The following is a 16,988-nucleotide window of genomic DNA, read 5'->3' as shown; positions in this document are numbered from 1 at the left end:
GATATATTAAATATACTGAAATATATAATATTTGTCAAATTGATAAAATAGCAGATATATGTTAAAATCCCTTAGTGGAAAAGGAGAATGTGTTATGGCAGTTAATAATAAAGATGCTAAAGCAACATTTATGGAAGCTTTAGACGGACTTAAAGAATACGCAAAGGTTAATGGAAATATAGTTACCAAGGACGATGTTAAGAGTTATTTTAACGGACTTGAATTAGATGATAACAGATACTCAATGATAATGGGTTATCTTATGGCTAATAATATTACAATAAATGGAGTAGATGGAGCAGACAATGAATTCCTACATATGCTTGAAAGTACTAAAAATGATGCTGTAAATAATGATGATAATGGAATAGCACAGGAAGATACTTCATATACTGAAACAGACGACGGAATTATTAAAAAGATAAATGTTACAGAGGAAGAGGTTAATAATCTGCCAGAAAAAGAAGTTGTTATGGCGGCTCAGATGATAGCAGATAATATGGACTATTCCGAAGATGATATATATCTTGAAAGATACCAGAAGGAGCTTGAACAGATACAGCCAGTATCAGATACTACAAGAGCTTACCTTTTAATTAATATCGTTGAAGATAATGATAAAGAGTCTTTAAAGCTTTTGTCTGAGTCATATCTTGGAAAAATTGTAGGCTGGGTTGAACCTTTCAGGTGCAGGGGAGTGCTTGCGGCAGACCTTGTTCAGGAGAGTAATCTTTCAATGATGGCTTATATAGGACAGAGGCAGTGGCTTAATAATTACGAATGGAAAGATAAGATAAAAGAGGGAACTACAGAAGATTTAATTCAGGTGCTTAATGAGATTGACAATGAAGTTAAGTATCAGGCAGAAGAAAGTATGCGTATGCTGATTGATGAACAAATGGACAGCAATAAGATATCTGGAAAGGTTCTTAATAAAGTTAATTATGTCAATGACTGGGCAGTAAGATTAAAAGAAGAACTTGGAAGAAAGCCGTCAGTTAAGGAAGTCGCAGAGCGTATGGGTGTATCTGAGGATATTGTAAGGGAAGCTGTATCATTATCTGCAGAGGCAATTGAAGACATAAGCGATGCCAAGACTAATAAAGATAATGATAAGTAAAATGGTAATTAAGTAATGTAATTATACATATGATAAAATGGTAAATAATTAATTATGATAAGCAGTATATTATAAAAGTAATTAATTAAGATAGGTAATAAATATTAGAATTTTTTAATTAAAATTACATATATTATATTGTATCTAAGAGATTTATGTAGTAGAATAATTATAGTTGATAAGAAGAACAATTTAATAATTCCTGGGGCGTGCGAGAACCTCACTTATTTTGATCCTACATTTCATCGACGGGATTCCTATATCTCCATTCTAATGTCGGGCCTCCTCTGAGTGGATGGCAGCGGTATGGATGCGGTAACCCACCTAGCATTGCTAGGAGTCGAAAACGTGGGGAACGGCGCTTTGGGATAATTGTGTTAAGTTACTATGAAGACAATCTTGTTTTCATAGTTTTTTTATTTAACAGGAAATTCCATCAGAATTTCCTGTTAAATAAAAAGCCCTTAGCGAAGATTCACACTTACACGAAGATGTAGTCTGCCGCAGATGACCGCATTCAGTACAGGAATGTGCTTTGCACATTCTTCTTTATGTAGTAATAATCAGTGACTTTCAAGAATATATATAATTGATGCTGTACAGGCATAATATATTTGAGAGGTTAGGTTGATATGGTAAAGACCGTAATAATCAGAAAACGGACAATATTTATATATGGATTATTAGTGCTGGTACTGGCAATAGGTGTTGTTGTGCTGGAAACATTTATTAATAAATCCAATAATGACGAATACATAACTTATGCACAGGCGGCAAAGATGATTGCTTATGCCAATGTAGATGATACGCAGGCATTTGAAACAGGAGAAGTGTGGTACAAGCCATATATTGAATATGTCAATATTAATGGATATATGCAGTGTGAAGAGGCTGACGATTATATTATGATGAAAGATGTATACATACTTTCAAAGAAACTTAATGCAGGTGATACAACATTTGAGAGCATTGGAATACAATCACTTAGCCAGTTAAACAATAATAACAGAGTTGTGACTAAGCAGGAATTTATAGATTATTACATATTGCTTCTGCCGTATTGCAGTAGCGGGCAGGAGGTTGAGAGAGTTGAACTTGGAATTGCTGGAACACCTGCGGAGCTTAATGTTAGTGAGTGGGAAATGTATACAACTAAGGGAAAGTATATATTTGACGGAATAATTGCAACACCTTATATAGACAGGCAGGTATTGGCAATAGTAAGGGATAACCGTTTATTGTGTATTGAAAGAAAAATATCTGACGAGGTTGATTACAGTAATGTGTGGCTTAAATATGACAATAACGGAATGTTATATGTGAATTTCTATGGAGTTGAGAAAAAGCTTAAGATAGGCAGGGTTAATGATGACATAGATAATACGCTTGCTGACATTCATCTGAGTAAGGGAAAGGTGAAGAATATATCTGTCAAAAAGGATATTATCAAAGGAAAAGTCCTCTCTGTAACTAATGAATATGTAGAGATAGATGGGTATGGAAAAGTTCCGTTAGATGAACAATTTATAATATATGATAATGTATCAGATGTGAAAACGCATAATTATGATGAGATTATAGTCGGTTATTCACTCCAGCGTTTTATAGTTGCTAATGGAAAGGTATGTGGGGCAATTATTGGGGAAGAATTAAAGCATGATAATATAAGGGTTATGTTAAAGACAACAGGTTACAAGGATTTATTTCATAACAGTGTGTCGCTGTCATCAGATAGTATAATACATATAACCTGTGCAGATGTACAATGGGATATTGCGGCAGGTGAAAGCTTTGATATAGACAGCAATGATGAAAGATTAGCCACGGGGCGTATTGTGCTTAGTACTGATGATGGAAGCATAACGATTAATTCTATTAAGAGAAGTCAGGGAAATCCGTCCTATAAGGGTAATATAGAGCTTGCCTTATATGATGAGGGTATTGCGGTGATTAATGAAATTGATATCGAAGATTATTTAAAAAAAGTTGTGCCTAGCGAAATGCCTGTGTCATTTGGCGTTAATGCCTTAAAATGTCAGGCTGTATGTGCAAGAAGCTATGCATATACACAGCTTACGAATAATTATTACAGTGAGTATGGTGCACACATAGATGATAGTGTGTCGTTTCAGGTATACAATAATACATATGACAGTGCAGAGGCTGATGAGGCGGTTATTGCTACGGCTGGAATGGTCGCTGTATACAATGGTGAACTTGTAAAGACTTATTATTATTCGACTTCCTGCGGTTATACAGCTGATGTGTGTGCGTGGGGGAGTGATGAGGATAATTATCCGCAATATGCTTCTGTAAGGGCAGGAACATCTGATTATAATGCTGATATTAAGTCGGAAAAGACATTTGAGCAGTTTATAACGGCCAAAGATAGCAGTGATTATGACAGTGAAGCAGATATGTACCGTTGGAAGACCGTCATAGGTATAAGTGAGCTTACGGCACATTTTAATTCACTTATAGGAAGTTATTTAAGAAAGAACGGCTCGGTATATATATTAGAAAATGGAGAGCCGTCCGATAAAGTGGTTAATGATATAGGAAATATTGCAGGCATTAAAGTGATAGAACGTGGCTGTGGCGGAGTTGTAGCTGCACTTATGGTAGAAGGCAGTAAGGAAACCTGTATTGTCAAAGGAGAAAATGCAGTAAGAAGCCTTATGGGTAATAATAAATGTGCAATAATAACTCAGAGCAGGGAGATATATAATGATATTCTTCCGAGTGCTTTCTGTATATTCAAACCAGTATATGATAATGGCACGCTTGTATCATACGAAATAACAGGCGGCGGCTACGGACACGGAATTGGAATGAGCCAGAATGCGGTTAAGAAAATGTCAGAAACTATGGATTATACAGATATTTTAAAATTCTTCTATAACAATATAGAGATTAAGAATATAAATGATTAGTGCTTGTAAAATGGATTAAAATAATCTGATAGAGATATAAAAATAGGACTGTTGCAGTGATGCTCCCGTTGTATAACGGAAGGGCATTCAATGTGACAGTCCCGTTTGCTTACTATTTGTACTTATAAGTATGTCGATATTGCTGGTGTCTGTATATCCATTTATTTCAATAATAAATATAGCTTTATTGTTTAGCAGCATTGACGACTGCTTTCTTAGCTTTTTTTGAATGCTTTGAAATACGCCAAGGTCTTAGTATATTCTTCTCGATAAGGGAATTGAACTCAGCACCGAGAAATAATATAAGAATACATATATACATCCATATAAGAAGAAGCATAAAAGTTGTAAGACTTCCATAAGTATATGAGTAGTGTGTCATATATGTAATGTATAATGAGTAAAGTTCAGAGAACAGATACCATCCAATACTTGCAAGAAAAGCACCTGGAATTTCTTCTAAAGGACGTTTTTTAATTGTAGGTATGAACGAATACATTACAGTGAAGAATATTGTAAGCAGAGTAGGAACAAGAAATAACCTGTTGCTGAATATTGCGTTAATAATTGTAATATCAATTGAAAATGCACTAAGATGTCGTTCAATAAATGCTGAAAGGTGTTCGCCAAATACGATTATGACAAGGCTTGTTGCAATTGATAATAGCAGTATTAAAGCATATATGCTTGAAAATAATCTCTGTATTAGCCAGCTTCTTTTAAGCTCGTAATTGTTAATACGGTTAAGGCAGGTCTTTATTGTCATAAAGCCTTTGCCAGCTGACCATATTAAGCCGATAGCAGTTACCGACAGAATTGTTATTGATGAAGAATTCTCAATATCAACTATTATGTTTAGTAACAGACCGTGGAATTCTGTAGGAATTATATTCTCAAAAAGATTCATAAGGTCGGTTGAAGTTACTGGGAAATAATGTATTATGCTTATTAGTGCAAGTACGAATGGCATAAAGCTTAAAAGCAGATAGTAGCAGGTCTGTGCTGCATATTCAGTAAGCCGGTCTTTGGTGATTTTGTTGTAAGCTTCCTGACAGGTGAAAATCACACGGGCAATTTTCATGCTGTTTCTCCTCTCTAAAAATTTTAATAAAATATTTGAAAAAACCTCGGTATATACAGTGCTTTTGTAAGTTACAAGTTTGTGCTTGCCACAAACTTGATATTTGAAAAAACCTCGGTATACACAGTGCTTTTGAAAGTCACAAGTTTGTGCTTGCCACAAACTTGATATTTGAAAAAACCTCGGTATACACAGTGCTTTTGAAAGTCACAAGTTTGTGCTTGCCACAAACTTGATATTTGAAAAACTTAGGTATACACAGTGCTTTTGAAAGTCACAAGTTTGTGCTTGTCACAAACTTGATATTTGAAAAAACTTAGATGTAAGGTTTTTTCAAATTATTATATGTTATTTTCCCACAATTATCAATAAGTTAATAACTTGCATTACTATTATATTTTATGTACAATATATAAGTTAATGAATAAAATCAGGTTAAGTGTAACCTGTTAATGAAAGGTAGGCTTGCTTATAATGGGGATTAGTGTAAAGCTTCAGGCTTTTGAAGGTCCGTTAGATCTTTTACTGCATCTTATAGATAAGAATAAAGTTAATATATATGATATTCCAATAGCTGATATAACAGAGCAGTATATGGAATATGTCAATAAAATGCAGGAGGAAGACTTAAATGTAGTAAGCGAATTCCTTGTTATGGCGGCTACACTGCTTGATATAAAATGCCGTATGCTTCTTCCAAAGGAAGTTGATGAGGAAGGTAATGAGCAGGATCCAAGAGCAGAGCTTGTCGAAAAGCTGTTAGAATACAAGCTTTATAAGGCAATGGCAGAAGAGCTTAAAGATAAGCAGATGGATGCCACAAAGCTTTATTATAGAAAGCCTGATATTCCTAAAGAGATCAGTGAATATGTGCCAGAGGTTGATATAAAAGATGTCATAGGAGATACCGATCTTTTAAAGCTTAATGCAATATTTTCAGACGTAATGAGAAGAAAAGATGAAAAGGTTGACCCAATAAGAAGCAAGTTCGGTAAGATAGAGAAAGAAGAAGTTACTATGTCAGAAAAGCTTGTTGATATTAAGGCGTTTATGATGGAACATAGGACATTCAGTTTCAGGGAACTTCTTATGAAGGGGGCTTCAAAGGTTGCGGTTATTGTTACATTTCTTGTTGTATTAGAGCTTATTAAGACAGGATTTGTTATTGTAGAGCAAGAGGGGACTTGCGAGGAAATATATATAACAGTGACGAAGGATCCGGAACTTATAGAAGGAATTACCGAAGAATAATTAATAATACAGCAATGCTTTATAAGTTTTAAAAGCATATATGTATATGACACAGTAAGTGTGTATTAATTCTGTTAATTAAAGCAGGATAAGAATGGAGTGCAGAATGAGTATAGAAAAGACAGAAGCGGCAATAGAAGCTATACTATTTACTATGGGTGAATCAGTAGAAGCAGAAAAGATTGCAGTGGCTATAGAACACGATGTCGATACAACAGTCAAGATTATCCATAATATGATGGATAAATATGAAAATGAAGACAGAGGTATCAAGATAATTGAATTAGAGGGAAGCTTCCAATTATGTACCAAAGAAGAATATTACGACAATCTTATTAGAATATGCAGTCAGCCAAGACGATATACATTGACAGATGCAGCACTTGAAACGCTCTCAATAATAGCGTACAAGCAGCCGGTTACCAAGATAGAGATAGAAAAGATAAGAGGTGTTAATTCAGACAGGTCAGTTAATAAGCTTGTTGAATTAGAACTTGTTAAAGAAGTTGGAAGACTTGATGCACCGGGAAGACCGATGCTTTTTGGAACAACTGAAGAATTCCTTAGAACATTTGGTGTAGGTTCTATTGACGAACTGCCGGTTATAAGCGAGGATATGGTTGAACAGTACAAGGAAGAGGCTGAATATGAAATAGCAAGCGAATTAAAAGAAGAAGCTATGAATGAGGAACAGCTTACACTGGACATATAATCAGCCGGACATTTATGTATAGATGGTTAGAATATAATGAGTTCACCTGATACAAGTAGTTATCTGAAACAGTGGGCAGAAATGAGGTATATTATGGAAAGAGCAAATGCGTGGAATAAGTATGATTCTAAAAAGAAAGCAGAAGTATTTGATTTTGCGGAACAGTACAGACAGTTCATCTCAAAATGCAAGACAGAAAGAGAATGTGTAAAGGAAGGCGTTAGGCTTTTAAAGGAAGCTGGCTATGCGGACTTAAAAGACGTTATTGCTGATAACAGGACATTAAAAGCTGGCGATAAAGTGTATGCTGTCAATATGAATAAGGCACTTGTTGCGTTTAATATAGGTGAAGAACCTATAAGTGCAGGAATGAACATACTCGGAGCACATATAGACTCACCAAGACTTGATATAAAGCAGAACCCTCTCTATGAAGAAACAGGACTTGTTCTTCTTGATACACATTATTATGGTGGTATTAAGAAATACCAGTGGGTCGCAATTCCACTTGCCATTCACGGAGTTGTTGCATTAAAGAATGGAACAACAGTAGAGATTGTAATTGGTGAGGATATGTCTGATACAGTAGTTGGTGTATCTGACCTTCTTATACATCTTGCTTCGGAGCAGATGGAAAAGAAAGGCACAAAGGTTGTTGAGGGTGAAGCACTTGATATTCTTGTTGGAAGTATGCCACAGGAGAAGGAAGAATGCGATAAGGAAGCTAAAGATGCTGTTAAGAAGAATATACTTGCAATATTAAAGGATAAGTATGGAATAGAGGAAGAAGATTTCTTATCAGCAGAATTAGAAGCTGTTCCAGCAGGTCCTGCAAGAGATTATGGAATAGACAGAAGTATGATAATGGGCTATGGACACGATGACAGAGTGTGTGCATATCCATCACTTATAGCACTTATTAATTCAAGTGAAGTTAAGAGAACAGGTGTATGTATTCTTGTTGATAAAGAGGAAATTGGAAGCGTTGGTGCTACAGGAATGCAGTCAAGATTTTTTGAAAATATGGTTGCAGAAGTTATGGACAGATGTGGAAATTATTCTGAGCTTGGATTAAGAAGAGCACTTGCTAATTCTTATATGTTATCATCAGATGTAAGTGCGGCATATGACCCTAACTATGCGAGTGTATTTGAGAAGAAAAATGCAGCTTATTTTGGCAAAGGCATGGTGTTTAATAAATACACAGGTGCAAGAGGCAAGAGCGGCTCTAATGATGCATCAGCAGAATTTGTAGGAAAGTTAAGAAAGGTTATGGATGATGCAGATGTATCATTCCAGACAGCTGAACTTGGCAAGGTAGACATCGGCGGTGGTGGAACAATAGCTTATATATTAGCTAATCTTGATATGAATGTAATTGACAGTGGCATTGCTGTACAGAATATGCACGCGCCATATGAAGTTATAAGCAAAGCAGATTTGTATGAAACATTAAAGGGTTATGAGGCATTTTTAAAAAATGCTTAATAATACAATAATGCAAAAGTGATTATATAATATTTGCAAAATATTAATATTTGGAAGGATGACATATATATGAAATGGAATAGATATTCAATTAAGACAACAACACAGGCTGTTGATTTAATAAGCAGTGCTCTTGATGATATAGGAATTGAGGGGATAGAGATACAGGACAATGTACAGCTTACACAAGAAGAAGCTAAGACAATGTTTGTTGATTTTATTCCTGAGCTGCCACCAGATGATGGAACAGCAGTTGTTAATTTTTATATTGATTCAGATGAGGACGATGGAACATTAGTTAAAAAGGCTGAGCAGGAAATTAAAGATTTAAGAATGTTTGTTGATATCGGTGAAGGAACAATAACAAGGTCTGAGACAGAAGATAAAGACTGGATTAATAACTGGAAGCAGTACTGGCATACATTTACAATCGGTAATCTTTATATTAAGCCAACCTGGGAAGAGATTACAGAGGAGATGAAAGGACATCCTGTCCTTAGCATTGATCCGGGAACTGCATTTGGAACAGGTTCACACGAAACAACAAGAATGGTTATTAAGCAGCTTGAAAAGTATGTTAAAAAAGGTGACAGAATACTTGATGTAGGCTGTGGAAGCGGAATACTTTCAGTAGTTGCCATTAAATATGGCGCGGAATATGCACTTGGTACAGATCTTGACCCTAATGCAATTATTGCCTCAGAAGAGAATTCAGTTCAGAATAATATAACTAAGGAGCAGTTTGAGGTTATTGAGGGTAATATAATTGATGATAAGAATATTAAGGATAGATGTGGATATGAATGTTATGATATAGTGTGTGCTAATATTCTTGCTGATGTATTAGAGCCATTATCAGTTAATATCCACGAGCATATGAAGCATGGAGCATATTTTATAACTTCTGGAATTATTAATACTAAAGAAGATGAAGTTGTTAATGCTTTCAAGAAGAATTCAGAGCTTGAGATAGTTGAGATTAACCACGATGGCGAATGGGTTAATGTAACAGCCAGAAGAAAGTAATAAATAGATAACGCGAAAGGATTACATATGTATCATTTTTTTGCAGAGCACGAGAATATATTTGACGATTACATTGATATTAAAGGCGGGGACGTTAATCATATTAAGAATGTACTGCGTTTAAAAAAGGGTGATGAGATACTTATAAGCAGTGGTGATAATTATGATTATAATTGTATTATTGATACAATAACCGATGATTATGTACGAAGCCTTATAACATCAGTTAATGAGAAAGGCAATGAACTTTCATCAAAGGTATATTTATTTCAGGGACTTCCTAAAGCTGATAAAATGGAACTTATTATACAGAAGATGATTGAGCTTGGCGTGTATGAGATTGTTCCTGTAGCAATGAAAAGAAGTGTTGTAAAGCTTGATGATAAGAAAGCAAAGAGCAAGGTTGCAAGATGGAATACAATAGCTGAAAGTGCTGCCAAACAGAGTAAAAGAAGTATTATGCCAAAGGTTAGTGATGTTGTAAGTTTTAAGCAGGCAGTTGCTATGGCTTCGGAATTAGATGTATTATTACTTCCTTATGAGTGTGCAGAAGGAATTGAACATACAAGACAGGTTATTGCTTCTATCGGGAAAGGAAAGAGCATAGGTATCTTTATTGGACCAGAGGGTGGCTTTGATAAAGATGAACTTGAGCTTGCAACTAATGCAGGAGCTGATATAATAACACTTGGCAGACGTATATTAAGAACCGAGACAGCAGGTCTTATGCTGATGTCGGTGCTTATGTACAATATGGAGGAATAATAATGCAGGCATATCTTGATAATTCAGCAACGACAAAGTGTGCACCTGAGGTTGTAGATGTGTGCGTAAAAGTTATGAGTGAAGATTATGGCAATCCATCATCAAAGCATATGAAGGGCGTTGAAGCTGAAAATTATATAAAAGAAGCAAAAGAAACAATAGCTAAGACTTTAAAGTGCCAGGAAAAGGAAATACTTTTCACATCAGGCGGAACAGAGTCTAACAATATGGCAATAATAGGAACTGCTATGGCTAATAAGAGAAAAGGCAATCACGTTATTGTGTCATCGGTAGAACATTCATCTGTAAAAGAGCCTTTTAACTTTCTTAGTGAGAATGGTTTCAGGGTAACATATCTTAAAGTTGACAGAAATGGAATTGTGGACCTTAATGACCTTAAGGAAGCGTTAGATGATGAAACAATTCTTGTATCAGTAATGTATGTCAATAATGAGATTGGTGCAGTTGAACCTATTGAAGAAATCGGACATATTGTAAAAAGCTACAATCCTGATATAGTGTTTCATGTAGATGCAATTCAGGCATATGGCAAATACAAAATAGTACCTAAGAAGTATAACATAGATTTATTATCTGTAAGTGGACATAAGATACACGGTCCAAAGGGAAGCGGATTTTTATATATTAAGGATAAGACAAGAATTAAACCTATAATATATGGCGGTGGACAGCAGAAGGGTATGCGTTCTGGAACAGAAAATGTACCAGCAATCGCAGGACTTTCGGCAGCAGTCAAGCTTATATATAATGACCAGTTTGAGGATAAGATTAATAATCTGTACGAGCTTAAAGACTATTTTATAGATGAACTTGAAAAGCTTGCTGATGTTGTTATTAATTCATATAAAGGCACAAAGTCAGCACCACAGATTGTAAGCGTAAGCTTCAGGGGTGTAAGGGCAGAGGTGCTGCTTCACGCACTTGAGGATAAGAATATATATGTATCCTCAGGTTCAGCCTGTTCTTCTAACAAGCCGGGCTTAAGCAATACGCTTGTTGCGATAGGTCTTGATAATGACCTGCTTGACAGCACATTAAGATTCAGCTTCTGTTATAATACAACTAAGGAAGAACTTGACTATGCAGTCAGTGCATTAAAAGAACTTCTTCCTGTGTTAAGAAAGTATACAAGACATTAATAATATAATTAAAATTGAATGGAGATAAAAGATGTATAAAGCATTTTTGATTAAATATGGAGAGATAGGTGTAAAGGGTAAGAACAGATACCTTTTTGAAGATGCACTTGTAAGACAGATAAGATTTGCCCTTGAAAAGGTTGAGGGGGAATTCGTAGTATCAAAGGAAAATGGAAGAATATATGCTACAGCACAGACAGAATTTGACTATGATGAGGCTGTAGAAGCATTAAAGACTGTATTTGGAATAATTGGAATATGTCCAGTTGTGCAGATAGAAGATAATGGATTTGATGACCTTGCTGAACACGTTATTAAGTATATTGATGAGGCATATCCTGATAAGAATATTACATTTAAGGTAGATGCAAGAAGAGCAAGAAAGAACTACCCTATGAATTCTATGGAGATTAATATGGAGATGGGTGGAAGAATATTAGACGCATTCCCTGAGATGAAGGTAGATGTTCATAAGCCACAGGTGCTTTTACAGATTGAGATTAGAAAGCATATTAATATATATTCAATAGAAATTCCTGGACCAGGAGGAATGCCAATAGGAACTGCTGGTAAGGCAATGCTTTTATTATCAGGAGGAATTGACAGCCCTGTAGCTGGGTATATGGTTGCCAAGAGAGGTGTGCAGATAGAAGCTACATATTTCCATGCACCACCATATACAAGTGAGAGAGCTAAGCAGAAGGTAGTAGACCTTGCAAGACTTGTGTCTAAATATGCAGGTCCAATAACTCTTAATGTAGTTAATTTTACAGATATACAGCTTGCTATATATGAGAAGTGTCCTCACGATGAGCTTACAATCATTATGAGAAGATATATGATGAAGATTGCAGAAGAACTTGGCAAGGAAAGCAAATGTATGGGACTTGTTACAGGTGAGAGTATCGGACAGGTCGCAAGCCAGACTATGCAGAGCCTTTACTGTACTAATGAAGTATGTACAATGCCAGTATACAGACCGGTTATTGGTTTTGATAAGCAGGAGATTATTGATATATCAGAAAAGATAGGAACATATGAGACATCAATCCAGCCATTTGAGGACTGCTGTACAATATTTGTAGCTAAACATCCAGTTACAAAGCCTAATCTTAATATAATCAAACAGCACGAGCATAACCTTGATGATGTTATTGATGAGCTTATGAAGACAGCCATAGAAACTACAGAAAAGATAGTTGTTAAATAAAATGATGTAAATAATAACAGGGTGCCATACGAATTAACGTGTGACATCCTGTTATAGAATAATCATATTAAATTATCTGGCTGATTATACAATATATGGCTTTAATACAGCAAGAATTGTATCAATATCATTCTCAGCGTGAATATTTAAGTCGATAGGCTTTGATAAATCAAGGCTGAAAATACCCATAATAGACTTTGCATCAATTACATATCTTCCAGATACAAGGTCAAAGTCAACATCAAACTTTGTAATATCATTTACAAAGGATTTAACTTTATCGATTGAGTTTAATGAAATCTGTACAGTTTTCATTGGAATACCTCCCATAATATAATAATTTGCTTACTGAGTTAATTATAATATTTATGGGATTTATGTCAAGAACAAAGGAGGCCGATTTGAAAAAAGTTGCGATACACAACCTTGGTTGCAAGGTTAATTCATACGAAGCAGAGTCAATGGAGCTTATGCTTAAAAATGCAGGCTATGAAATAGTTCCATTTGATGAAGCGATAATTGCAGATGTATATATAATAAATACCTGTTCGGTTACTAATATAGCAGACAGAAAGTCCCGCCAGATGTTACACAAGGCTAAAAAGATGAATCCATCAGCAGTTGTAATAGCTGCCGGCTGTTATGTACAGGCAGATGAAGCAGGAGTTAAGAAAGATGAAGCTGTAGATATCGTGCTTGGCAACAATATGAAGATTAATATTGTTGATGTGCTTGAGCAGTATTTTAAGGATAATACAGCAGACGAATATGTGGTTGATATAAGCCACGATACAGAATATGAAGAATTAAAGATAGATAAAGTAAGTGAGCATACAAGGGCATACATTAAAATACAGGACGGATGTAACCAGTTCTGTTCATACTGCATTATTCCTTATACAAGAGGAAGAATAAGAAGCAGGGCGATTGAAGATGTTGTAGACGAAGTTAGAAGATTAGCTGACAATGGCTATAAGGAAGTTGTTCTTACCGGAATACATCTTTCTTCTTATGGCAGGGATACAGGTAAAGAGACATTGTTAGATGTTATAGAGGCGGTTAATTCAATTGACGGAATTGAAAGAATCAGACTTGGTTCATTAGAACCAAGAATTGTGACAGATGAATTTGTCAGCCGTATAAGCAGTATGAAAAAGCTTTGTCCACATTTTCACTTATCATTACAGAGCGGCTGTGATAAGACACTTAAGGCTATGAACAGAAAGTATGATACTGCTGAATACTTAAAGGGCTGTGAAATTCTTAGAAAATATTATGATAACCCAGCGATTACGACAGATGTTATTGTGGGCTTTCCTGGTGAGACAGAAGAAGACTTCAAGATTACGAAAGCATTTGTTGAGAAGGTGCATTTTTATGAAATGCACATATTTAAGTATTCAAGAAGAAAAGGCACAGTTGCAGATACTATGCCTGATCAGGTAGATGATAAGATTAAGACAGCAAGAAGTAATGAACTTATTGAACTTGCTAATGAAATGTCAGCACAGTACAGAAGTACATATGCAGATAGTGATTTGAGCGTGCTTATTGAAGAAAAGCAGAATATAGCTGGAAAAGAGTATTATACAGGCTATACACCTAATTATATAAGAGTTATGATTTCGGCAGAAGAATTTGATAAAGAAAATGTTTGCAGTAATTCAGGCAATGGTAATATAATTAATAATATATATACAGTGAAGGGCTGCGGTCTTGATAAAGAAAAGCTGCATATAATCGGAATGGAGAATTATAATGGCTGAATTAAAGTTAAGAAAGAATGAAAAAGGAATGATACTTGCAATTGATATGGGAAATACCAATATCGTTATTGGCTGTGTTGATGACAAGAAAGTATTATTTGAGGAAAGATTATCAACAGATTATTCAAAGACAGAATTGGAATACGCCATAGGTTTTAAGACGGTGCTTGAAATATATAATATTAACTCAGATGACATAAAAGGAGCAATTATATCATCAGTTGTCCCGCAGCTTGTTAATATAATAAAAGCGGCAGTAGAAAAGACAGTTGGAATTACACCGCTTATGGTCGGACCTGGAATAAAGACAGGTCTTAACATTCTTATGGATCAGCCAAGACAGGTTGGAACAGATATGATAGTTGATGCAGTTGCTACACTTAATGGCTACGGTGCACCAGCCATAATTATAGATATGGGAACAGCGACAACTATAAGTGTTGTAGATGAGAAAGAGAATTATATAGGTGGAGTTATACTTCCGGGAATACGTGTGTCAGTTGATTCGTTAGTATCAAGAACAGCACAGCTTCCAAGAATAAGCCTTGATACACCAAAGAGTGTTATGGGTAAGAATACTATTGATTGTATGAAGAGTGGAGTTATATATGGCAATGCTTCGTGCATAGATGGTATGCTTGACAGAATTATAGAAGCTAATGGTTTTGGGGTTAATGGAAAGCCAGAAGCGAAAGTTATAGCTACAGGTGGACTTGCAAAGGTTATAGTTCCTCACTGTAAGCATAATATACACATAGATGCGGAATTATTGCTTAAGGGTCTTAGAATTATATATGATAAGAATGTGGAGGGTAATTAAATGCTTAAAGGTAAAAATGTACTGCTTTGTGTTACAGGAAGCATAGCGGCTTATAAAATTGCAGAGCTTGCAAGCAGACTTGTTAAGCTTCATTGTAATGTTGATGTTATAATGACTAAAAATGCTACGAATTTTATCAATCCTATAACATTTGAAACACTTACAGGCAATAAGTGCATAGTAGATACATTTGACAGGAATTTTCAATTTAATGTTGAACACGTTTCGCTGGCTAAGAAAGCAGACTGCGTTATGATAGCACCAGCCTCAGCTAATATAATAGGCAAGATAGCTAATGGGATAGCAGATGATATGCTTACAACAACTGTAATGGCTTGCAAATGCAAAGTTATGATATCGCCTGCTATGAATACTAATATGTATGATAATCCTATTGTGCAGGATAATATCGCCAGGTTAAGAAGATTTGGATATGAAGTTATTGAGCCAGATAGCGGTTATCTTGCGTGTGGTGACACTGGAAGGGGCAAAATGCCATCGCCAGAAAGTCTTTTATGGTACATTTTAAAGGAAACAGCATATGAAAAGGATATGAAGGGCATTAAGCTTTGTGTAACAGCAGGTCCTACAAGAGAAGCAATAGACCCTGTAAGATTTATCTCTAATAATTCTACAGGGAAAATGGGCTATGCAATAGCCAGAATGGCAATGCTTCGTGGAGCAGATGTTACACTTGTATCAGGAAAGGTTGATGTTCCACCAGTTCCATTTGTTAATATTATAAATGTTATATCAGCACAGGATATGTATGATGCTGTCACCGAAGAAGCAAAGAATTCAGATATTATAATTAAAGCCGCCGCAGTAGCGGACTATACACCTTTAAATGTAAGCGATAATAAGATAAAGAAAAAAGACGGCGATATGTCAATTGCCCTTAAACGCACAAAGGATATAATAGGAACGCTTGGAGAACATAAAAAAGAGGGACAGTTCATATGTGGATTTTCTATGGAAACAGAAAATGTAATTGCCAATTCCAAGGATAAGCTTATTAAGAAGAATATGGATATGATAGTTGCTAATAATGTAAAGGTAGCCGGGGCAGGCTTCGGAACAGACACTAATGTTGTAACTATAATTACCGGGGAAGATAATATTGAACTGCCTATGATGTCTAAAGAAGATGTTGCTTCAAAGATACTTGACTTTATAATGGCAAAGCGTAGGTAAGATATTGGCACGTTAATATATAATGTATGTAATAAAAGTACATATTATAATAATTGATTTATATAAGGTTTAGTTTAAGACAGAAATTCAGTGACTTAAAATTGCAATTTGTTAATTTGAAGTCACTGAATTTTATAGCGGAAATAGTGTGGATTTATGTTTGTATACAGATATATGCCCCAAATTTATAAAAAAGTTTGGTGGTACAAATCCAGTAAATATAAGACTTTACGAATGTTTATAATAGATTTGGCGAAAAAAATCAAAAAAAGTTGAAAAAAGATGTTGACATATGTGAGAGGTGGTGATATTATAATCAAGTCGCCGCGAGAGATGAGCGACACAAAAGCTTCTCAAGCACAGATGAATACTGGATTTGAGAGCGATGAACTTTGATAACTGAACAGAAAGACAACCTTGAAAATTCTTTTTAGAATTTCGAGATGAGTACAGAATTCAATA

The 16,988-nt window shown here is 35.3% G+C and carries 14 protein-coding genes and 1 other RNA gene; 13 read left to right on the top strand and 2 right to left on the bottom strand.

From position 1 onward, the window contains the following. The first annotated feature begins 94 nt into the window (after window positions 1–94). From WMO42_RS11520 to WMO42_RS11510, 3 genes are all read left to right on the top strand, one after another. A complete protein-coding gene (locus WMO42_RS11520) occupies window positions 95–1,120 on the top strand; it encodes a sigma-70 domain-containing protein (RefSeq protein WP_349192325.1) in 1,026 nt (341 codons plus the stop codon). 196 nt (window positions 1,121–1,316) lie between these two features. Further along, window positions 1,317–1,494, top strand: a non-coding RNA gene (ssrS, locus tag WMO42_RS11515) — 6S RNA. A 258-nt stretch (window positions 1,495–1,752) separates the two neighbouring features. Further along, window positions 1,753–4,053, top strand: a complete 2,301-nt coding sequence (locus tag WMO42_RS11510) for a SpoIID/LytB domain-containing protein (RefSeq protein WP_349192323.1) — start codon at window positions 1,753–1,755, stop codon at window positions 4,051–4,053. 184 nt (window positions 4,054–4,237) lie between these two features. Here the strand turns inward: WMO42_RS11510 and WMO42_RS11505 are convergent, their stop codons facing one another. Then, window positions 4,238–5,134, bottom strand: coding sequence for a YihY/virulence factor BrkB family protein (locus tag WMO42_RS11505; protein ID WP_349192322.1), 897 nt, complete (start codon window positions 5,132–5,134; stop codon window positions 4,238–4,240). Between the two features lie 474 nt (window positions 5,135–5,608). Here WMO42_RS11505 and WMO42_RS11500 point away from each other — a divergent pair, with 474 nt between their 5' ends. From WMO42_RS11500 to thiI, 7 genes are all read left to right on the top strand, one after another. Next, entirely contained in the window at window positions 5,609–6,385 is a 777-nt protein-coding gene (locus WMO42_RS11500) for a segregation/condensation protein A (protein WP_055174287.1), read from the top strand. Window positions 6,386–6,491: 106 nt separating this feature from the next. Further along, on the top strand, window positions 6,492–7,097 hold the full coding sequence (gene scpB, locus WMO42_RS11495; protein ID WP_022502191.1) for an SMC-Scp complex subunit ScpB: 606 nt from the start codon (window positions 6,492–6,494) through the stop codon (window positions 7,095–7,097). A 93-nt stretch (window positions 7,098–7,190) separates the two neighbouring features. Continuing rightward, window positions 7,191–8,585: an aminopeptidase gene (locus WMO42_RS11490; protein WP_090139808.1), complete on the top strand. Its 1,395-nt coding sequence runs from the start codon at window positions 7,191–7,193 to the stop codon at window positions 8,583–8,585. 69 nt (window positions 8,586–8,654) lie between these two features. Beyond that, entirely contained in the window at window positions 8,655–9,611 is a 957-nt protein-coding gene (gene prmA, locus WMO42_RS11485; protein WP_116443838.1) for a 50S ribosomal protein L11 methyltransferase, read from the top strand. 27 nt (window positions 9,612–9,638) lie between these two features. Then, entirely contained in the window at window positions 9,639–10,376 is a 738-nt protein-coding gene (locus WMO42_RS11480; protein ID WP_055307135.1) for a 16S rRNA (uracil(1498)-N(3))-methyltransferase, read from the top strand. A gap of 2 nt (window positions 10,377–10,378) precedes the next feature. After that, a complete protein-coding gene (locus WMO42_RS11475) occupies window positions 10,379–11,536 on the top strand; it encodes a cysteine desulfurase family protein (RefSeq protein WP_090139727.1) in 1,158 nt (385 codons plus the stop codon). 31 nt (window positions 11,537–11,567) lie between these two features. Continuing rightward, on the top strand, window positions 11,568–12,746 hold the full coding sequence (gene thiI / locus WMO42_RS11470; protein WP_022502186.1) for a tRNA uracil 4-sulfurtransferase ThiI: 1,179 nt from the start codon (window positions 11,568–11,570) through the stop codon (window positions 12,744–12,746). An 84-nt stretch (window positions 12,747–12,830) separates the two neighbouring features. Here thiI and WMO42_RS11465 read toward each other — a convergent pair whose 3' ends face one another. Further along, window positions 12,831–13,061 (bottom strand): HPr family phosphocarrier protein, encoded by a 231-nt coding sequence (locus WMO42_RS11465; protein ID WP_022204816.1) that lies wholly within the window; start codon window positions 13,059–13,061, stop codon window positions 12,831–12,833. Window positions 13,062–13,147: 86 nt separating this feature from the next. Between WMO42_RS11465 and mtaB the strand changes: the two genes are divergently transcribed. Genes mtaB through coaBC form a run of 3 tightly spaced genes read left to right on the top strand, consistent with a single transcriptional unit; the run spans window position 13,148 to window position 16,526 of the window. Next, a complete protein-coding gene (mtaB, locus tag WMO42_RS11460; protein ID WP_055174343.1) occupies window positions 13,148–14,512 on the top strand; it encodes a tRNA (N(6)-L-threonylcarbamoyladenosine(37)-C(2))-methylthiotransferase MtaB in 1,365 nt (454 codons plus the stop codon). Window positions 14,513–14,540: 28 nt separating this feature from the next. Next, window positions 14,541–15,332 (top strand): type III pantothenate kinase, encoded by a 792-nt coding sequence (locus tag WMO42_RS11455; protein ID WP_055174344.1) that lies wholly within the window; start codon window positions 14,541–14,543, stop codon window positions 15,330–15,332. Beyond that, window positions 15,333–16,526 (top strand): bifunctional phosphopantothenoylcysteine decarboxylase/phosphopantothenate--cysteine ligase CoaBC, encoded by a 1,194-nt coding sequence (coaBC, locus tag WMO42_RS11450; protein WP_022502183.1) that lies wholly within the window; start codon window positions 15,333–15,335, stop codon window positions 16,524–16,526. Window positions 16,527–16,988 lie beyond the last annotated feature (462 nt).

The organism is Lachnospira sp. CLA-JM-H23, from assembly GCF_040096425.1.
GTDB classification, from domain to species: Bacteria; Bacillota; Clostridia; order Lachnospirales; family Lachnospiraceae; genus Lachnospira; species Lachnospira rogosae.
Note: the sequence above shows the minus strand (reverse complement) of the source record. Positions and strands in the feature narration are given on the sequence as shown.